This is a genomic window from Microbacterium sp. LTA6 (genome assembly GCF_045690355.1).
Classification (GTDB): Bacteria; Actinomycetota; Actinomycetes; order Actinomycetales; family Microbacteriaceae; genus Microbacterium.
This window is the reverse complement of record NZ_CP147855.1, coordinates 1,751,950-1,772,407: the sequence shown is the minus strand read 5'-3', so window position 1 is coordinate 1,772,407 and position 20,458 is coordinate 1,751,950. Positions and strand designations below refer to the sequence as shown.

At 68.6% G+C, this 20,458-nt stretch carries 14 protein-coding genes; 10 read left to right on the top strand and 4 right to left on the bottom strand.

Going from position 1 to position 20,458, the window contains the following annotated elements; translation table 11 throughout:
- Positions 1-109 precede the first annotated feature (109 nt).
- From LTA6_RS08395 to LTA6_RS08385, 3 genes are all read left to right on the top strand, one after another.
- On the top strand, positions 110-3,064 hold the full coding sequence (locus LTA6_RS08395) for an immunoglobulin-like domain-containing protein (RefSeq protein ID WP_407359161.1): 2,955 nt from the start codon (positions 110-112) through the stop codon (positions 3,062-3,064).
- Positions 3,065-3,155: 91 nt separating this feature from the next.
- Positions 3,156-6,056, top strand: coding sequence for an immunoglobulin-like domain-containing protein (locus LTA6_RS08390; RefSeq protein WP_407359160.1), 2,901 nt, complete (start codon positions 3,156-3,158; stop codon positions 6,054-6,056).
- Positions 6,050-8,227 carry a family 43 glycosylhydrolase gene (locus LTA6_RS08385; protein ID WP_407359159.1) on the top strand — a complete coding sequence of 726 codons (2,178 nt, stop codon included), beginning with the start codon at positions 6,050-6,052 and terminating at the stop codon, positions 8,225-8,227. Before LTA6_RS08390 ends, LTA6_RS08385 begins: the two co-directional genes overlap by 7 nt.
- Positions 8,228-8,553: 326 nt before the next feature.
- Here the strand turns inward: LTA6_RS08385 and LTA6_RS08380 are convergent, their stop codons facing one another.
- The 3 genes from LTA6_RS08380 to LTA6_RS08370 all read right to left on the bottom strand — a co-directional run bounded on the left by LTA6_RS08380 (position 8,554) and on the right by LTA6_RS08370 (position 11,493).
- Positions 8,554-9,819 (bottom strand): DUF222 domain-containing protein, encoded by a 1,266-nt coding sequence (locus LTA6_RS08380; RefSeq protein ID WP_407359158.1) that lies wholly within the window; start codon positions 9,817-9,819, stop codon positions 8,554-8,556.
- A gap of 186 nt (positions 9,820-10,005) precedes the next feature.
- On the bottom strand, positions 10,006-10,302 hold the full coding sequence (locus LTA6_RS08375; RefSeq protein ID WP_407359157.1) for a GNAT family N-acetyltransferase: 297 nt from the start codon (positions 10,300-10,302) through the stop codon (positions 10,006-10,008).
- 174 nt (positions 10,303-10,476) lie between these two features.
- Positions 10,477-11,493: a LacI family DNA-binding transcriptional regulator gene (locus tag LTA6_RS08370; RefSeq protein ID WP_407359156.1), complete on the bottom strand. Its 1,017-nt coding sequence runs from the start codon at positions 11,491-11,493 to the stop codon at positions 10,477-10,479.
- A 182-nt stretch (positions 11,494-11,675) separates the two neighbouring features.
- On the opposite strand from LTA6_RS08370, the gene LTA6_RS08365 reads away from it, so the two are divergent.
- Genes LTA6_RS08365 through LTA6_RS08340 form a run of 6 tightly spaced genes read left to right on the top strand, consistent with a single transcriptional unit; the run spans position 11,676 to position 18,015 of the window.
- A complete protein-coding gene (locus tag LTA6_RS08365; RefSeq protein ID WP_341977376.1) occupies positions 11,676-12,896 on the top strand; it encodes a Gfo/Idh/MocA family oxidoreductase in 1,221 nt (406 codons plus the stop codon).
- Positions 12,897-12,954: 58 nt separating this feature from the next.
- Positions 12,955-14,208, top strand: a complete 1,254-nt coding sequence (locus LTA6_RS08360) for an ABC transporter substrate-binding protein (RefSeq protein WP_341977375.1) — start codon at positions 12,955-12,957, stop codon at positions 14,206-14,208.
- Positions 14,209-14,213: 5 nt separating this feature from the next.
- A complete protein-coding gene (locus LTA6_RS08355) occupies positions 14,214-15,134 on the top strand; it encodes a carbohydrate ABC transporter permease (RefSeq protein ID WP_407359155.1) in 921 nt (306 codons plus the stop codon).
- Between the two features lie 9 nt (positions 15,135-15,143).
- A complete protein-coding gene (locus tag LTA6_RS08350) occupies positions 15,144-16,028 on the top strand; it encodes a carbohydrate ABC transporter permease (RefSeq protein ID WP_341977373.1) in 885 nt (294 codons plus the stop codon).
- Positions 16,029-16,075: 47 nt separating this feature from the next.
- A complete protein-coding gene (locus LTA6_RS08345) occupies positions 16,076-16,858 on the top strand; it encodes a ThuA domain-containing protein (protein WP_341977371.1) in 783 nt (260 codons plus the stop codon).
- On the top strand, positions 16,855-18,015 hold the full coding sequence (locus LTA6_RS08340) for a Gfo/Idh/MocA family protein (protein ID WP_407359154.1): 1,161 nt from the start codon (positions 16,855-16,857) through the stop codon (positions 18,013-18,015). Before LTA6_RS08345 ends, LTA6_RS08340 begins: the two co-directional genes overlap by 4 nt.
- A gap of 36 nt (positions 18,016-18,051) precedes the next feature.
- On the opposite strand, the gene LTA6_RS08335 is transcribed toward LTA6_RS08340, so the two are convergent.
- Entirely contained in the window at positions 18,052-19,329 is a 1,278-nt protein-coding gene (locus tag LTA6_RS08335) for a D-arabinono-1,4-lactone oxidase (RefSeq protein WP_341977367.1), read from the bottom strand.
- Positions 19,330-19,400: 71 nt separating this feature from the next.
- Here LTA6_RS08335 and LTA6_RS08330 point away from each other — a divergent pair, with 71 nt between their 5' ends.
- Complete coding sequence (locus LTA6_RS08330; RefSeq protein WP_341977365.1) at positions 19,401-20,447, top strand: LacI family DNA-binding transcriptional regulator; 1,047 nt, start codon at positions 19,401-19,403, stop codon at positions 20,445-20,447.
- Positions 20,448-20,458 lie beyond the last annotated feature (11 nt).

Sequence of the window (20,458 nt, the reverse complement as noted above, 5' to 3'; positions counted from 1 at the left end):
AACTCCTATGTTTCCGCCATTGTGTCCGGTAACATTCACGTACCCCGGGCATTGGATCGCACGACCCGACCACGTGCGGCCGACCGTCAACGATGACAAGGACTTTCGCATGAGAACACCCGAAACCCGCTCCCGGCGACTGCTCGCCGCCGGGATCAGCGTCGGTCTGGCAGCCTCGCTGTGCACCCTCGCCCCTGCCGCGTCTGCGGCCGACGTCCCCGCGCCGACCGCGCACTACGACATGTCCCACTCCGGCAGCACTCTGCTGGATGTCTCCGGCAACGGCCGCGACGCGACGCTCACCGGCCTGACGGACGCCTCATTCACCGACGCCGACGGCGATGCGGTGCTGCGCTTCAAGCGGGACGGATATGCGGCGCTGCCGCAGGGCCTCGTGACCGGCACGGACAACGCCTTCACCGTGGAGTACACCGTGTCGGCATCGACGTCAGGCAACCAGTTCGGCTGGGTCATCGGAGACGGCGTCGGCGCGTGGAACACCACCGCACTCGGCAACCACGTGTTCGTGAATCCGCGCTCGGCAGAGGGTTCGTACAGCGGCCAGGTCCTCTCCGGCATCCGGGTCAAGACCGGTTCGAGCAACGGCGAGGTGCGCGTTCCCGCCGGCGGCGGCCTGAACCCCGGATTCTCCACGATCACGATGGTCGGAAGCGGCGACCGGATCACCCTCTACCGCGACGGCCAGCAGATCTCGACCGTGACGCACGCCTACAGCCTCTCCTCGATCGTGCCGACGGGCAGCACCCTCGGCTACCTCGGCCGCTCGCTCTACGCGCCTGACCCGCTGCTGCAGGCGGATGTCACCGATGTGCGCTTCTGGGACACCTCACTGACCCCCGAGCAGGTGACCGCGAGCATGCCCACCGCCGAGCGGAAGGCTGCCAGCACCGACGCCCTGCTGCGACTGGATCTGCCGGCAGTCGTGCGGGGAGAGAACGCCTCGCTGGATGCGGTCCGCAGCGACCTCGTGCTGCCCGCGTCGTCGAACGGGATCACGCTCACCTGGTCGAGCTCCGACCCGTCCGTCATCTCCGCCACCGGCACGGTCTCCCGCGCCATCTCGTCCGACACCTCCGTGCAGCTCACGGCGACCACGTCGCTCGGCACCAGCATCCAGCTGACGGCCGTGGTCGTCGCACCCTCGGCATCCGCCGACCTGGACGCCATCGCCCTCGCACCGCGCACGACGGAGAACCTCCCGCTGGTGACCACCGGATCCGTGGACGGCTCGCAGATCACCTGGACGTCGTCCGATGCGTCACTGGTCTCCCCCACCGACCCCGGCTACACGGCCCCGGCCGCCGGCATGTCCGACCCGTACCGCGGAGGCGGGATCGTCAGCCGGCCGGCATACGGAGCGGGCGACCGGTCCGTGACCCTCACCGCGCACGCGACGGCGGGCGGCACGACGATCGAACGCGAATTCTCGGTCGCGGTGGCCGAACGCGCCCGCACCGCCCCAGATGCCGGCTATGCGGCGGCGTACTTCCGCTCCGACTCCGATGAGAAGATCTACCAGGCGGCGACGAGCGGCAACGACTTCTTCACCTTCTCACCCGTCAACGGCGGCGCTCCGGTGATCACATCGACGACCGACACCCGGGGACTCCGCGACCCGTACATCCTGCGCTCCCACGACGGCGACAAGTACTACATGATCGCCACCGACCTCTGCATCGGATGCGGCACGGGCTGGGGGCCGGCGCAATCCGAGGGCAGCCTCAAGGTCGAGGTCTGGGAATCCACCGACCTCGTGCACTGGGACAGGACCAACGGCGAGAACACCGGCATCACGATCAACCAGCCGGAAGCCGGGATGACCTGGGCGCCCGAGGCGTACTGGGACGACGACTTGCAGTCGTACGTCGTCTTCTTCGCCTCACGTCTGTACTCGGACGCCTCGCACACGAACTCCGACAATCTGCACGCGCGGATGTTCGCCGTCCTGACGCGTGATTTCCAGACGTTCACCTCTCCACCGGCGACGTGGCAGGACACCGGTTTCGCGCGCATCGACTCGACCGTCACGAAGATCGGCGAGTACTACTACCGGTTCACCAAGAACGAGGACGGCGGAGCAGCCGGCCCCCTCGAAGCGGGTAAGGACATCTTCCTGGAGCGATCGAAGGTGCTGACCGCGCCGACCACGACGTCGAACTGGAACGCGGATCCCGCTCAGACCTGGCAGCTCACCGACACCCGGATGACGGGGCTCGAGACGGGCCAGGCCGGCGAGGGGCCGGAGATCGTCAAGCTGAACGCCGGCGACCCGAGCAACCCTTCGGGCGACGGCTACGTCTTCCTCGTCGACAACTACGGCGCCGGGGGCTACCGGGCATTCGTGACCACCGGTGACGAGATCGCCTCGAGCACGCAGGCCGATCGACTGTCGAAGCGGCCGGAGTGGAACGTGCGCCCGGCCGGCGGACTCCCCGCGAGCCCGCGTCACGGTGCGTTCGTGAGCGTGCCCCAGACGGTGCTCACCGCGATGCACGACTGGACCTCGATCGCGGCTGTCGCCTCCGCGACGGAGCTCACGGTGAGCGGCCGCGAGGCCACAGCCACGGTGACAGCGGCAGACGACGGCGAGGTCGTGGGCACCGTCACGTTCTCGGGTGACGGCTGGACGCAGTCTGCGCCGCTCGCGGATGCGGCGGCCACCGTCACGGTGCCCGCCGGCGTGACCTCCGTCACGGCCACCTACGACGGATACGCCGACGGCGCCGTCGCGACCTCGACGTCGGCCGTCGAGACCGTGGCCGGCGACCTCGACCTCACCGCCTCGACCGCCGTGCGTTGCGTCGCGGGCAAGGCGCAGGTTGTCGTCACCGTTCGCAACCTCGACACCGTGCCCGCCGACACCGTGATCCGCACTCCGTTCGGCACGAAGACCGTCACCATCGCCGCCGGAGCTGCGGCTTCGTCGTCGTTCCCGACGCGCCTCGCGTCGATCACAAGCGGCACGGCGACCGTGACCGGCATCGCCGCCGACGGCCAGCGCTACGAAGGCTCCGCGCCGATACCTCCGGGAGCCTGCGGCTGAACCACTCGGGTGCATCCGTCGTCCGACGGATGCACCCATGGGCGGCTGAATCCCCCCGAACCCGAACACCCCAGACTGATCAGAGGAGATCATGAACGGCACCTTCAGCCAGCGCGTGCGCAGAGCGGCGGCCATCACCGCCGCCGCCGCGACAGTCATCGCCATCGGCGTGACCACGTCACCATCTGCGACCTTCGCCGCCGACGGCCCCACCCCGCTCATCCACTACACCTTCGACGCCGCCGAGAGCGGCATCGTGGCCGATTCATCGGGCAACGGCAACGACGGCGTCATCCGGCAGAGCGGAGCCGCCGTCGCAGACGGTCGGCTGTCGCTGCCGGGTGGAACGCGCGGCACCGCCGGGTATCTGGAGATCCCGACGGCGCAGCTCACCGGAAAGCAGCAGCTGACGGTGTCGACATGGCTCGCCGGTCGCTCCGGCCCCGGGAACACGGCAGCGGCCTTCATCGGCGCCCCGGTCGCCTCTGGCGCTTCGTACTCCAGCGGGTACTGGTTGCTCAACCCCGCGAACCCGAGCGGGTACGTGAAGTCGGTCGTCACCGGCACCGTGAACGCCGGCGCCCCCTGGGGCACCGAAGTCGGCCCCGGCTCCACGAACGCCGCCACCTCCGGCATCCGCACGCCAGCGACGATGTCGCTGTACACGACCGTGATCGACGGGGCGAGCAAGCAGCTCACCGTCTACGTGAACGGCACCCAGATCTCGCAGCAGGCGCTGAACCGCGACGTGTCGTCGTTCGGCTCGCCGCTGGTCTCGTACCTCGGCCGATCGACCTACAACGATCCCGGCTGGGCCGGCGACGTCGACGACTTCGCGGTGTACGACGAAGCGCTCAGCGCCGCCGACGTGCAGCAGGTGTTCGCCGATCAGGCGCTCGAGCGCGCGGTCGCCGCGGTGACGGTGCCGGCCACCGCCGATGCCGATTTCACCCTGCCGACGGCTGCCAGCGGGGCCACGATCTCGTGGGCATCCGACAATGCCGCCGTCACGATCACCGGCGGCGATGCCGCGGTCGTCCGGCCCGCAGCGGGGTCGGCAGACGCAACCGCCACCCTCACCGCGACCTTCACCGCCGCTGGGGAGAGCACGACCCGCACCTACACGGTCACGATCCCCGCTGAGCTCACGGATGCCGCAAAGGCGGAGGCCGATATCGCCGCCGTCGACCTCGGCGCGACCGACGACATCCGCACCAGCATCGCCGTCCCCACGACGGGGGCGCACGGCTCGACACTGACCTGGTCGGTCGCGTCGGGTTCCGCGCACGCGGAGATCCGCGACGGGGTCAAGGCGGGTTCGGCGACCGTGTCGATCACCCGTCCGGCAGCGGATGCCGCGGCCGTCGACGTGGCCCTCACGGCTACGGCGACCAGTGGCGCAGCAACAGCCGAGCGCGAGTTCACGCTGACGGTGCGCCCGATGCCGGCAGTGTCCGCCGACCCGGAGGCCTACGTGTGGGCCTTCTTCACCGGTGAGGGGGCCGGCGCCGAACGCGTCAGCCTGGCCGCATCGAAGGGGAACAACGCACTCCGTTGGAACACCTTGAACGACGGCGAGCCGATCTTCACCTCCACCCAGGGCACTCAGGGGCTGCGCGACCCGTTCATCATCCGCTCGCACGAGGGCGACAAGTTCTACATGCTCGCCACCGACCTGAAGGTGGCCGGACTCCCCGGGGGCTTCACGACGGCGCAGATCTCCGGCTCCCGCTCGATCGAGGTGTGGGAATCGACCGACCTGGTGAACTGGTCGGCGCAACGGCACGTCGAGGTCTCGTCGCCGTTCGCCGGGAACACCTGGGCGCCCGAGGCGTACTGGGATGACGAGCTCGGCCGCTACGTCGTGTTCTGGGCGTCGAACCTGTACCCCACCGCCGATCCCGCCGACCGCACCGGCGTCACCTACAACCGCATGATGTACGTGACGACCGACGACTTCGTGACCTTCTCGGAACCGCAGGTCTGGACGGACGTCGTCACCAACAACTGGGGAACCATCGACTCGACCGTCGCGAAGAAGGACGGCACGTACTACCGCTTCAGCAAGGACGAGTCGTCGATGACGCTGCGCCTGGAGAAGTCGACCGACCTGCTCGCACCGATCTCGGGCACGTACCCCGGTACGACCGGGCCGGCCGACGAGTGGACGCTGATCAAGGACGAGGTGGCCACCGGCCTGCCGAACGGCGAACCGGGCGGCACTTACACCCACGGGGAGGGACCGAGCGTGTTCCCGTCGAACCCCGGTGATGTGAACGGCTTCGACTGGTACCTGTTCATCGACCAGCCGTCCTACCACGGCGGACCGAACCACTACATCCCGTTCGGCTCGACCGACATCACGGACGGCGACTCCTGGCAGCCGTTGGGCGAGACGCTGCGCGCGAACCTGCCGCAGAACAGCGATGGGGGCAAGCCGCGTCACGGCACGGTGCTTCCGGTGACCCGCTCCGAGTACGAGAAGGTGCTCGAGGCGTACGCGCCGGCGATCGCCGTCGCGCAGGTCGACCCGATCGCGGTGTCGACGCGGGCAGGCACTGCACCGGTGCTGCCGGATGCGCGGCTGACCACGGCCGACGGCACGGTGAAGACCGCATCCGTCGCCTGGGAGGGCGTGGATCCGGAGGACTATGCGACCACCGGCACGTTCACCGTTCGAGGCGTGGCTCAGGACGAATCGCGGATGCCGGTGACGGCGACCGTCACCGTGACCCCGGGAATCCGTGTCGTCGCCTCGACGCGCTGCGTGGCAGGAAAAGCGGTCGTCGTCGCGACGGTCGCGAATGCGGCGTCGCAGTCGGCATCCGTCGTGCTGGCCTCACCGTACGGGACGCGAACGCTGACCGTCGCCGCGGGCGCGAGCGCCTCGGCATCCTTCTCATCCCGTCTCGTCACGGCACCAGCCGGCGAGATCTCCGGCACCGTCGACGGCGCCGTCTCGACCGCGAGCTACGGAGGCCGCTCATGCTGAAACCCATCCGCACCGCGCTGCACATCGCGCTGACAGCGGCGATCGCGCTGGGCGCTCTCGGCGCGGCCGGGGTCGCACAGGCGCCCGCCGCGCAGGCCGTCGGCGAGGACACGTTCACCAATCCGCTCGCTCCGGACACGGCCGATCCGACGATCGAGTTCCACGACGGCAACTACTACATGGTGTCGACGACGTGGGACAACAGGGTGGTGATGCGCAAGGCACCGACGCTCGCCGCGCTCGGCACCACCAAGCCAGTCACGGTCTACTCCGACACCAACGCCGGGCGCAACGGGAACATGTGGGCTCCGGAACTCGCGCGGCTCGACGGGCCGAACGGCACACGCTGGTACCTGATGTACACGATGGGTGTCGCCGGCAACTACGGCACTCAGCACCTGCAGGTCATCGAGAGTGCAGCCGATGACCCGATGGGTCCGTACAGCTATAAGGGCCGGCCGATCCCGACCGACGACTGGAACATCGACGGCTCCTACATGGAACTGAACGGTGAGCTCTTCGTGCTCTGGTCGGCGTTCGCGCCGGACGGGCTGCAGAGCAACTACATCGCCCGGATGTCGGACCCCTGGACCGCGACCGGACCGCTGAACATCCTGTCCCAGCCGGTCGAGGCCTGGGAGACGATCGGCCAGCCCGTGAACGAGGGACCGATCGCGCTGCAGAAGGACGGGCGAACCTGGGTCACCTACTCGGCGAGCTTCTGCGGCACCGAGGACTACCAGCTCGGCACGCTCGAGTACCTCGGGGGCGACCCGGTGCTGTCGTCATCGTGGCAGAAGAGCGACGGGACGGTGTTCTCGAAGGCCAACGGCGCCTACGGCACCGGTCACAACGACTTCTTCACCTCGCCGGACGGCACCGAGACGTGGAATCTGTACCACGCCAACGCCCGACCGGATGGTGGATGCAGCCGCGAGCGCTCGGCGCGAGCGCAGGAGGTGACCTGGGATGCAGCCGGCGAGCCCGACTTCGGCATCCCTCAGGCCACCACCACCGCGGTGACGGTGCCGAGCGGCGAGAACGCGCCGATCACGGCGCAGGTCGAAGGGGCGCGCTGGAACCTCGTCAGCCGCAGCACCGGTCAGTGCGCCAGCGCGGCCTCTGACGCCGCCGGAGCTTCCCTCGTGCTCGGCGACTGCTCCTCGTCGCGGTCGCGCTTCGTGCTCGACTCGACCGGTGACGGATATCTGCGCCTCGTCGGCGCGGCGAGCGGCCTGTCCGTCGGTCCTGCCGATTGCACCACTGCCGAGGGCACGGCGGTGCAGCAGACGCCGTTCCGCACCTCGGGGTGCCAGCAGTGGACGGTGACCCCGACGACGAGCGGCTGGTCGATGCTGACGAACCGCACGAGTGGCAAGGCTCTCGAGGCGGGCGACGGGGCGATCGTGCAGTCGACGGCGGATGCCTCGGCCGCCCAGGACTGGGCGCTGCGCCCGGCCGGCGCTGTCGCGGTCACCTCGATCGTTTCGGGCAAGGCGCTCGAAGTGCCGAACTGCTCGAGTGCAGACGGGGCGATCCTGCAGCAGCGCGAGTACACCGGTACCGCGTGCCAGAGCGTGACGTTCACGGCCGCCGCGAACGGCGAATCCGAGATGCACCTCGGCTCGGCACCGGAGAAGTGCCTCGCGGTGAGCGGCGGGTCGACTGCCGACTCCGTCGCCGTCACGCAGGGCGCCTGCGGCATCGCTGGCAGCACGTGGCGAGTGCTGGTCTCGGGCGACGGTGTCATCGAGTTCCGCAACGGCACGAGCGGCAAGGCACTGGATCTCTCGTTCTGCGCCGTCTCCGACGGCACGCGCGTGCATCAGTACAGCGTGCTGAATAACGACTGCCAGCGGTTCCGGCTGTCGTCGGTCGCGCCGGATCCGGTGGCACCGGTCGTCACAGTGGAGGCCACTGCCGCGACGCGCTGCGTGGCAGGCAAGGCGGTCGTCGTCGCGACGGTGCGCAATGCGGATGCCGTCGTGCTCGACATCACCGCGACGAGCACCTACGGCACGAAGTCGTTCGCTCTCGCGACCGGCGAATCGCGCAGTGCGTCCTTCAACACCAGGGTGGCCTCGCTGCCGGCAGGGTCGGTGCAGGTCACCGCGACGGGGCCGACAGGGAGCGCGACCGTGTCTGCTGCCTACGCGGCGAAGGGCTGCTGAGTCCGGCGCCGGGTCGGCCGGGGAGAACCTGGCCGGCCCTTCGCATGGTCAATAGTGATCGGCAGGTTCGGGCCGTCGCGCTCGGGCCTGTCGGTTCAGGCCAAGCCCGTCAGGTTCCGGCCGGGTACGTCATATTCCGGCCCACCACCTGATCAGGCCGCATGCTCAGGCACTCACCGTTACGCTCGCCCCTCGGCTCGCTATGCTCGCCCACCACGCACGACGCGGCCCACATTCGGCGTGTGTGCTCGGTGTCACCTCGATGCCCGACATTCACGCTGACCCGAAATTACTTCTGGGTCATGGGCCGCCCCCTCTCCCCTGGCTCAGAAGGGCGGTGGGGTGTCGTCTTCGGTGAAAGTGACGGTGTTCGGCGGTGGTGGCCGATCGAGGTAGACCTTCCCGGTGGGGCTGGTCCACGCGAAGACGCCACCTTCGAGTTGTTCGACGTGCCATGGGGAGTTGTGTTTGAGGACGTGATGTCGGCGGCAGAGATCTCCGAGGTTCTCCTCGCTGGTCGCCCCGCCCAAGGCTGCATCCTGATTGTGATCGAGATCGCACTCCGTGGCGGGGAGTCCGCAGGTGGGGAACCGGCAGCGTTGATCCCGTGCCCGCAGCAGTCGCTTGAGGTGGGCAGATGGCCGGTACCGGTCGACCGCGAGCAATCCGCCGGTGATCGGATGCGTCAGTATCCGATCCCACCCGGATGCTGCGCCGGCCAGCCGCCGGGCGGTGGCGGGGTCGATCGGGATGCGCCCGTTCAGCTCCGCGGGGATCGCGCCGACGCCGATCAGCGTCGTCACCGGCACCGTCACCGACACGTGTGCGGTGATTCCGGCGAGGAGCCCGTCGGAGGTGTCGTGTCCGGCCGGGTTCCCGGTGAGGAGCAGGTCGAGGGCGAGGTCGCAGCGGATCTGGTCGAGCGTGCGCTCGTCGCCGGCATCCGCCTGCCCCTGCACCGTCTTCGCCATTGAGGTGACCCGGTCGAACGCTCCGTGCACGAGCGCGGCGGGGCCGCGCAGACTGAACTCCGCGATCCCATCGGCATCGTCTCTCGCCCACACGCCCCGCTTGTCGAGGGCATCCTGGTGCCGGTCCTGGATCGGACGCACCTGGAACCGTTCTGCGACCCGTCGGGCCATCCGCCCCACCCGATTCGGGGATTCATGCTCTGCAAACTCGATCATCTGCTCCGAGTACGCGTCCCGGTCGGCGGCGTCGTCAAGGTGCTGGCCGGCGTCGATGATCACCCGGGCATGTCCAGCGCTGATCCGCCCGGCACCCTGCGCCTGCCACACCAATGGAAACTGCTCCACCAGGAACGAGGCTTCCGTCATCCGTCGTTGCACCGTCCGGTCGCTGAGCCGCAGCGCGGCACCCATCTCCGCCGCGACCGTCCGCAACGCCATGTCGCCGTAATCGGGGTTCCCGGCCTGCTGGGCGACGTCAAGAGCGACCCGGGAGCCGAGGGCGAGCATCCCGTCCCTGGCGGCCTGCAACGAACTGATCGTGCGCTCGATCTCCACGACAGAATCAGTGAGCGCGCCCAGCGTCGCCACCTGCTCCACTGTCGCATCCATCAACGCCGTCATAACCCCTAGTACACCAGGGACCACCGACATTCCAACCCCAGATCAGGGCGCATAACCGCCTCGAGAAATCACACCTGGATAACGACGGCTCAACGGCGGTATCCGATCGACCACCTCCCCGCTGATAACGATCAGTCGCGGTGTGGTCCAGAGCTGTCAACGACCGCCTCCGAGCACGGTTCCCGACTACTCGGTGACGACGAATGCGAGACGCGGAAGCTCGCGGCCGGGAATGGAACCGCTAGGCGTGGTACCGATCCGTCGAGCGCCGAAGCGTAGATAGAACGACTCCGCACCGGGATCAGCGTCGAGTTCCAGGCGCGTGAACCCTGCGGCCCGCGCGGCGTGCAGGGCGTGCTCAAGCAGCATTCGGCCGCAGCCGGTGCCTATCGCAGATGGATCAATGAACAACGCCGACAGTTCGCCGTCATTCGGACCACCTCCCAAGAGGCAGAAGCCAAGAACCGTGTCGTCCTGCTCCACGACCCACATCAGTCCAGATCCGCAGACGGTCGCATCGAACGTCAGCTCAGCTCGGCACGCTTCAAGAAACTCGGCTGAGTATCCCCAGTGGCCCTTCGAACGCAACGCCAACGCGGAGATCTCTCTATGCTCCTCGGGCCGTGCCCCCCGTATGCGCAAATCACTCACGTCGCTTCAGAGGACCGGGGCAGGAGCAAGGGACTCGCCCTCGTGGAACTCCCCCATCAGGAGTTCGTGGCGGAGGGCGCCCAGCGTGCCGTCGAGCCGACCGACGAGCGTCTCGACACCCAGCCGACCGAGTTCTGCGGCCGGCGAGACCACGACAGCCAGTTCGGGATCCGCCATGGCGGAGATCTCGATCGTCGACCCTATGAGGACGACCGACAGGTCGCGAGGGACGGATACGCCCAGCCTGCCGAGCCCGCTCACCAGACCGACTGCGGCGTGTTCGTTGAGGACGAGCATCGCCGTCGCCTCGGGCGCCTCAGCGATCAGTGTCGATGCGAATGCGCGCCCGGCGGCCGGAGTCGCCGTGCACCGGAGCGTCCGCCCGCGCAAACCGCGCGCCGCGCAGACGGCATGGAACGTCTCGTCCACGCGGACGGCCGGGCCATACCCTTCGAGACCCGGACTCTCGGACTCCTCGAGCAGGACGAAGTCCCGGTGCCCGAGCGATTGCAGGCGGTCGATCGACTGCTCGACCATGCCCTCGAAGTCGACGTCCACGTAGTCGAGGCCGGACGGATCGCGGTTGCGGCCGATGAGGGTCAACGGGGTCTTCGCGGCGAGCAGCTGATCGATCCGGTGGTCGTCGAGCTGCACCTCCATGAGGATGACGCCGTCGACGAGCCCGTCCGATGTGAGCTCGCGCAGGGAGTCGGAGTCGTTCGCCACCGGCCAGAGGACGACCGTGTACCCGAGCTCGGACGCAGCCTCGGCGGCTCCGGTGAAGAATCGGGCGGCGGTGTCCGAGAGACGGTGCTGCAGGACGGGGAACAGCAGCGCGATGATGCGCGTGCGGCGGCTGGCGAGCGCCCGCGCCACGGCGTTGCGACGGAAATCGAGTTCGGCCATCGCCGCCTCGACGCGAAGCCTGGTGCCCGGAGCAACCGGCTTGGAGTCATTCACGACGAATGAGACAGTGGCGACGGAGACACCGGCGAGCCGCGCGACGTCACGCATCGTTGCCATGAATCCTCGTTTCCCCACTGTCGATCCTCGGTCAGTCTCTCACGGATCCCGATGCAGTAAACCGGTTAAATTTCTCTTGACTTTGGCTGAGCCCCCGAGGCAAGCTGGTCTCCGAAGCGCCCAGTAAACCGGTTAACTATTCGGTGACGGGTACCACGACCTCGACCGGCGAAGGAGCCGCGATGACACCCACCGGGCCCGACACCGACCCTCGTCCCGGTCACGCACTCCGCGTCGCGATCATCGGTTACAGCTTCATGGGCACCATCCACGCGCAGGCTTGGACCACCGCTCCCCGCTTCTTCGATCTCGCTGACGGCGTCGAGCTCGTCGCCGTCAGCGGCCGCGACGCCGGCGCTGCTCGCGCCTTCGCCGACAAGTTCGGCATCGCCGACGTGGAGACCGACTGGCGCGCGCTGCTGACCCGCGGCGACATCGATGTGATCGACATCTGCACCCCCGGGCATCTGCACGCGGAGATCGCGATCGCCGCCCTCGACGCCGGCATCCACGTGCTCTGCGAGAAGCCGCTGGCCAACTCCGTCGAGGAGGCCGAACGGATGGCGGCCGCAGCCGAGCGCGCCGCAGTGAAAGGCGTGCAGGCGATGGTCGGCTTCAGCTACCGCCGCACTCCCGCGCTCGCCTACGCCAAGCGCTTGATCGAGGATGGGCGGCTCGGCACCATCCGCCACATCCGTGCGCAGTACCTGCAGGACTGGATCGTCGACCCCGAGTTCCCCCTCGTGTGGCGACTCGATGCCGAGCAGGCGGGCTCCGGGGCGCTGGGCGACATCGGCGCGCACATCATCGATCTCGCCCGATTCGTGACCGGGCACGAGCTCACCGGCGTGAGCGCCCTGTCGTCCACCTTCGTGACGGAGCGCCCGCTTCCGACCGCCTCCAGCGGTCTGAGCGCCTCCGCAGACAGCGGGTCGGGCGACGACCGGGCGATGGGACGTGTCACCGTCGATGACGCGGTCGTCTTCATCGGCCGCACCGACGGCGGCGCACTCGCATCCTTCGAGGCGACCCGCTTCGCCTCGGGACGCAAGAACGCCATGCGCCTTGAGGTCGACGGATCACTCGGTTCGATCTCCTTCGATTTCGAGCGGATGAACGAGCTCCAGTTCCACGACCACACGCTCCCGGCAGAGGAGGCGGGGTTCCGCCGCATCCTCGTGACCGAGCCGGGGCATCCCTACGCAGCAGCGTGGTGGCCCGCCGGCCACGGCCTCGGCTACGAGCACACCTTCGTGCACGAGGTCGCCGACTTCGCCCGCGACCTCGCCGCCGGCCGCGCGCCGGCACCCGGATTCGCCGACGGTCTCATCGTGCAGCGCATCCTCACCGCCGTCGCGGCGAGCGCAGCGGCCGACGCCGCGTGGACCGAGATCCCCCACTGACAGAACGACCCGCACCACCGACGCCGCACGCACCCTCACCAGGCAAAGGAGCCACGATATGAGATCCACCAGCACATCGAACCCCCGCCGGCCGCTCCGCAGGCCGCGCGTCATGGGTTCGCTCGCGATCCTCGCGATCGCCCCGCTCGCCCTGACCGCCTGTGGCGGCGGCGGCGCGGCATCCGGCGGCGACCCGGACACCCTCACCATCCTCGATTACTACAACAACGAGCCCGACAAGACTCTGGTCGGCGACGCGCTCGACCGCTGCGCCGACGAGATCGGCGTCACGATCAAACGCGAGACCGTCCCCGGCAAGGACCTCATCCAGAAGGTCCTACAGCAGTCATCGTCCAAGACGCTGCCGGACGTCCTCATGCTCGACAATCCCGATGTCCAGGAGATCGCCGCGACCGGCGGCCTGTCTCCGCTCAGCGACTACGACGTCGACACATCGGGGTTCGCGCAAGGCATCCTCGACGCCGCCAGCTACGAGGGCGAGGTCTACGGACTCGCCCCGACCGTGAACACCATCGGCCTGTTCTACAACGAGGATCTTCTCGCCGCCAAGGGCATCACCCCGCCGACCACCTGGGCCGAGCTCAAGACCGCAGCGGCCGCGCTCACCGAGGGCGACACGTACGGTCTGGCGTTCAGCTCGATCGCCACCTATGAGGGCAGCTGGCAGTTCCTTCCGTTCATGTGGACCAACGGCGGCGATGAGACGGATCTCACGTCACCCGCGGTCGCCGAGGCCCTCCAGTTGCAGGTCGACCTCGTCGAGTCCGGCTCCGCCTCGAAGAGCGTCATCAACTGGTCCCAGGCCGACGTCAACGACCAGTTCATGGCCGGCAAGGCCGCGATGATGATCAACGGACCGTGGCAGATCCCGGCGCTCAGCGCAGACGCCGACCTGAACTACGGCAGCGTCCAGGTGCCGGTCAACCAGGCCGGCCAGACACCGGTCGCACCCCTCGGCGGCGAGGTGTGGACCGTCCCGGTGACAGGCGATGACGCCAAGCAGGCAAAGGCGGCCGAGTTCGTCGAGTGCATCTCGAACGACGAGAACCAGCTCGCACTCGCCGAGGCCCGCTTCACCGTCCCGACGAAGACCGCCCTGGCGGAGCAGTACGTGGCGAAGGTGCCGGAGATGGCAGCCTTCACCGAGCAGGTCGCGAACGCCCGTTCACGCACCGGCGAGCTCGGCGAGGACTGGCCGGAAGCCGCCACCGAGATCTACACCGCCATCCAGCTCGCCCTCACCGGGCAGGCGACGCCCTCCGAGGCGTTCGAGCAGGCAGCGGCGGGCTGATCCTGGTGAGCAGCAGCATCGCCGGAAGCGGCCGGACGCACTCCCGCCGCTTCCGGCGCGAGGAGCTCGTGAAACTCGGCTTCGTCCTGCCCGCGGCGCTCTACATCGTCCTGTTCTTCGGCTACCCCGTGGTCAAGAACATCACGATGAGCCTGCAGGAGTACACGACGAAGACCTTCTTCACCGGCGAGGCGCCCTGGGTCGGGTTCGCGAACTACGCGACCGTGTTCGGTTCGCAGCTGTTCACGCCGGCCCTGCTGAACACGGCACTGTTCACGATCGGTTCGATCGCCGGGCAGTTCCTCATCGGGCTCGCCCTCGCCGTGTTCTTCAAGAGGCGTTTCCCGCTGAGCTCGTTCCTGCGGGCGATGCTGCTGCTCCCCTGGCTGCTGCCGTTGATCGTCTCGAGCGCGACCTGGCGCTCGATCCTCGATCAGGACAGCGGCGTCCTCAATGCCGCACTGGAGTCGATCGGCCTCTCCGGAGTCCCGTGGCTGACCAGTCCGTCGGTCGCGCTGCTCGCCGTGGTGCTCGTGAACATCTGGATCGGCATCCCGTTCAACGTCACCATCCTCTACGGCGGACTGCAGGACATCCCCGACGAACTGTACGAGGCGGGCGCACTCGACGGTGCCACCGGCTGGAAGGCGTTCCGCCACATCACCTGGCCGAACCTCCGGCCCGTCGTGAGCGTGGTCCTCGTCCTCGGCGTCGTGTACACGATCAAGGTGCTCGACATCATCCTCGGGCTCACGAACGGCGGGCCGGCGAACGCGACCCAGACCCTCGCGGTCCGGAGCTACCAGGAGTCGTTCGTGAACTTCGAGTTCGGTGTCGGGGCGGCGTTCAGCAACATCCTGATCGTCATCTCGCTGCTCTTCGCCATCGTGTACCTGCGCGCCAACCGCCGCGCCGTCGACGAGTAAGGACCGACCATGACCACGACCAGCATCGTCACCGGCGGGGCCCAGCGGCGTCGGCCGTTCGATCCGGCCGGCGCACGCAGGCGACCCGGCCCGCGGCGGCACCTGGGCTACACGTTCATCGGCATCGTGATCCTCGCGATCATGCTCTTCCCCGTCTACTGGATGGTGAACGCCTCGCTGCAACCGTCGGGGAACACGCTCACGGGCGACTTCTTCCCCGTCAACCCCAGCTTCGCCGGCTACGAGAAGGCGTTCGCCGACCAGGGCGGCCACCTCCTCACGAGCCTCGCGATCTCCCTCGGGACCGTCGTGCTGACCCTCGCGATCGCCGCCCCGGCCGCCTATGCACTCGCGCAGTTCCGCTTCCGGTGGATCAGCATCGCTCTGCTCGTCATCCTGATCGCACAGATGATCCCTGGCATCGTGATCGCGAACGCCCTCTACTCGGCCTACAACGATCTCGGCATGCTGAACTCCATCCCCGGGCTCATCCTCGCCGACGCCTCGCACGCGATCCCCTTCGCGATCCTCATCCTGCGGGCGTCGATGCAGACCATCCCGCCATCCATCGTCGAGGCCGCACGAGTGGACGGAGCCGGCCTGGTCCGCGCGTTCGTCTCGATCGTCGTACCGGTGAGCCGCAACGCGCTGATCACGGCCGGCCTGTTCGCCTTCCTGTTCTCGTGGAGCGACTTCCTCTTCGCCCTCACCCTCACCACCACCGAGGACGTGCGACCGGTGACGCTCGGCATCTACCAGTACCTCGGCTCGCAGGTCTCGAACTGGAGCGCCGTCATGGCGACCGCCGTGCTGTCATCACTGCCCGCCATCCTGCTGCTCGTCATCGCCCAACGGTTCATCGCGGCCGGCGCCACCGGCGGTGCCGTGAAATGACCTCGAACACACCAGACCACCCGACACATCCCCGAAGGAGCACGACCATGTCCGACACCCGAGCCACCCCCATCCGGGTCCTCGTCTGGGGCGAGAACCGCCACGAGCAGCTGGAGGAGAAGGTCCGTGCGATCTATCCGGACGGCATGCACACCACGATCAAGGAGGGCATCGAGGAGTATCTCGGCGCCGAGGCGATCGTCACCACGACGACCCTCGACGAGCCGGAACACGGCCTGACCGAGGAGGTCCTCGCCGCGACCGACGTGCTCGTCTGGTGGGGGCATGCCGCGCACCACGAGGTCTCCGACGAGGTCGTCGAGCGCGTGCATCAGCATGTGCTCGCCGGCATGGGCCTGCTCGTCCTGCACTCGGGCCACTGGTCGAAGATCTTCGGCACGCTCATGGGCACCAGCTGCACGCTGCGGTGGCGTTCCGAAGAAGACCGTGAGATTGTCTGGACGGTCGATCCCACCCACCCGATCGCACAGGGCATCCCGCACCCGTTCATCATCCCCGCGCAGGAGATGTACGGCGAGTTCTTCGACGTCCCGGCGCCGGACGAACTGATCTTCCTCTCGACCTTCACCGGCGGTGAGGTCTTCCGCTCCGGCATGACCTACAAGCGCGGCTTCGGGAAGATCTTCTTCTTCTCGCCCGGCGATCAGGACTACCCCGTCTACCACCACGAGCACGTGCGCCGCGTGCTCGCGAACGGCGTCCGCTGGGCCGTGACCCTGCGCCCGGAGCGGGCCGTGCCCGTGTTGCTGCGCTATGAGACCGAAGACTTCTACAACGGCCGCGGTTACCAGGGAGCCCTCGTCCGATGAGTGCACCGCTGAACGGAGACTTCGCCACGCTCGCGGACTCGGCAGCTCCCGTCCGAATCGTGCTCGTCGGGGCCGGAGGAATGGGCCGCGCGTGGTTGGGGACCATCCTCGCGAATCCGGCCACCGAGCTCGTCGGCGTCGTCGACCTCGATACCGCGCTCGCCGAAACAGCCGTCTCTGACGCCGGGCTGCAGCCGGGCGAGGGCGGCGTGCTCGTCGGGACCAGCGTCTCGGAGGTCGCCAGGGCGACCGGTGCCGACGCCGTCGTGAACGTGACCGTTCCCGTGGCCCACCACCCGGTGAACACGGAGGCGCTGTTCGCCGGACTGCCGGTGCTCTGCGAGAAGCCGATCGCGCCGACGGTCGCGCAGGCGCTCTCGCTCGCGGCGACGGCCGAGGCCAGTGGACAACTGCTCATGACCAGCCAGTCACGGCGGTACTACGCCTCGATCGCCGCGTTCCGTGAGCAGATCGCGTCCCTGGGAAGGCTCGGATCCGCGACGACCGAGTTCTTCAAGGCGCCGCATTTCGGTGGTTTCCGCGACGAGATGCCGCACGTGCTGCTCGTCGACATGGCCATCCACGCCTTCGACGCCGCGCGCTTCCTCCTCGGCAGCGACCCGGTCTCGGTCTACTGCGAGGAGTTCAACCCGCCGTGGAGCTGGTACGCGGCCGACGCCGCGGCCACCGCGGTCTTCGAGTTCGAGGGAGGCGTGCGCTACACGTACACCGGCAGCTGGTGCGCCGACGGACTGGAGACGTCGTGGAACGGCATGTGGCGGGTCAACGGTGAGCACGGTTCGGCCGCCTGGGACGGCGATACGGCGCCGCAGCGCCAGCTCGCCCCGCAGAACGGCGTGCCAGCGGCGATCGAGACGCCGACGGCGATGGCCACCGTGCCCGCGGAGATCGCCGGGTCCCTCGTGGAGTTCGTCGGCGCCCTACGCGACGGCCGCGTACCGTCGGGAGAGGTGCACGCGAACGTTCTGAGCCTCGCGATGGTGGAGGCCGCCGTCCGCTCCGCCGAGTCGGGGACGCGCGTCGCGATCGCCGAGGTTCTGGAGCAGGCGTATGCGCAGGCGGTCTCCGACGAGCCGCGCGACGATGTCCGCCAGGCCCTGGTCGCCTGGGGCGCTGCTGCGGACGGGCTCGCCTGACCCGAGGCGGGTCGTCGTCCGTCCGGGGCCCCGGACTCAGAGACCGAGGCGCTCCAGGTACTCGTTCACGAACCGACGCTCGGGGTCGCACGACGCGGCGAGCGCGGCGAAGTCGTCCCAGCGCGGGTAGCGGGCACGCACCGCGGCGCCGTCGAGGGTGAACACCTTTCCCCAGTGCGGGCGAGCGGATGCCGGCAGCGCCGCCTCGAGGGTCGGGAGGAACTCCCGGACGGCGGCCTCATCGGGCTTCCACGTGAAGTGCAGGCCCACGGCATCCGTTCCGGAGGAGGAGCTCAGCCAGAGTTCGTCCGCCTTGACCGTGCGGATCTCGTTCACCAGCAGCAGCGGCGCGATCCGGTCGGCGAGCGAGCGGACCGCCTCGATCGCCGCGACGGCGTCGGTCCGCGGCACCAGGTACTCGCTCTGAATCTCTGCTCCGGCGGAGGGCGTGAACTCGAGCTTGAAGTGCGGCAGCCGCTGGAACCAGGCACCGGCGACGCCGCCCTGCTCGGTGCACGCCTCCGGATCGACGCCGAGGATCGGGTGCCGCTTGCCCTCGGCGGCCGCCGCGCCGAGACGAGCGGCGAGGTCGTCGCGCTGCGACTGCCCGGCTCGAGCATCCGCCCGGGTGGCCGCGACCCGCTGCTTGATCCAGATCTGGTCGGCGACGTCCGTCTGCTGCCACGTCGAGAAGATGCTGACGCTGGTTCCGGCGCCGGTGACCGCGCCCAGGTCGGCGAGGATCGCGTCCCATGAGGGATGCTCGAAGACGTGCTGAGCGATCTGGTAGGTCGGCTCGACGTCGAGCGTGACCTCGAGCACCGCGCCGAGAGCGCCGAGGCTCACGACCGCCCCGTCGAAACCCTCATCGCCGCGCGCGAGCGTGCGGATATCGCCGGATGCGGTCATGATGCTGAGGCCGCGCACGGCAGTGGACAGCGCGCCGATCCCGTCACCGGATCCGTGGGTACCGGTGGCGACCGCACCGGCGACCGAGATGTGCGGCAACGAGGCGAGGTTCGCCAGCGCGAGCCCCTCGTCTTCGAGTCGTGATGCGATGTCGCCGTAACGGAGCGCACCCGCGACCCGGACCGAGTCCCGTGCTGCGCCGACCTCGTACGTCGCCGGCATCCGATCCAGCGCGATCAGCGCGCCCGCCGTGTCAGCGATGTCGTTGAAGCAGTGACGCGTGCCGAGAATCCGGGTCTGGCCACCGGTCGCGATCAGCGCGCGCAGCTCATCGACCGACTCCGGGTGTGACACTCCAGCGGCTCGATACTCGAGGTTGCCCGCCCAGTTGCGCTCAATGCTCATCGTGTCAGGATAGCGATCGAACTACATCGTTGTACTCCGCGATCGCCCAGGCTCCCCGTTAGGCTGACCGGATGACAGCGATGCCGCCGCCGCGGGCCACGATGAAGGACGTCGCTGCCCTCGCCGGCGTCTCGCCGAAGACCGTCTCCAATGTCGTCACCGGCACTGTGGCCGTCCGCGACGAGACCAAGGCCCGCGTCGAGGCGGCAATGGCGGAGCTCGACTTCGTCCCGAATCTGAGCGCCCGAGGACTGCGCAAGGGGCGATCAGGGATCATCGCCCTCGCGCTCCCTGACCTTGCCACCGCGTATTCGGCGGAGCTCGTGCACCGCATCGTCGAAGCCGCCCATGAACGCGGGCTGGCGGTGCTGATCGAGGAGACGGCGTCGGAGCCGGAGCGCGAGAAGGAGCTGCTGTCCCGCGCCCGCGCCCAGCTCATCGACGGCATGATCCTGAATCCGGTCCGCCTCGAGGACAGCGTCGTCAAGTACGCCGACCGACTGCCGCCGCTCGTGGTGATCGGCGAGGTCGAGCAGAACAGGGCCGATCATGTGCGCATCGACAGCCGCCTCGCGGCCGCCGACGCGACGCGCCACGTGCTGTCGCGTGGCGCCCGCCGCATCGCCGTGATCGGCGCCGATGAAGACCGATCGGTCGCGACCGCGACGAGCCGACTGAGACTCGAAGGCGTCCACGATGCGCTGCGCACCGCCGGCCTCGCGGCCGATCCCGCTCTGGAGGTCAATCTCCTGCCGTGGTCGATGTCCAGTGGCGCCGAAGCAGCGCGGATCCTGCTCTCGCGCGGCGTCGATTTCGATGCGATCATCGCGCTCACCGACTCTCTCGCACTCGGCGTGCTGCATGCCCTGCATGAGCACGGCATCCGCGTTCCCGAAGATGTGATCGTGACCGGGTTCGACGATGTGGAGTTCTCGGAGTTCACCTCGCCATCGCTCACCACGATCGCGTTCGACCGCCGCGAGCTCGCCGAGGCCGCGCTGGGCCTCCTCGAATCGCGGATGGATGACCGCAGCGCCGCGCCGCGAGGCCTGACCCTCTCTCACCGGCTCATCGAGCGCGCCAGCACCGCCGGGCCCCCTGCCGGCCACCATCCCTGAACCCGCACCCC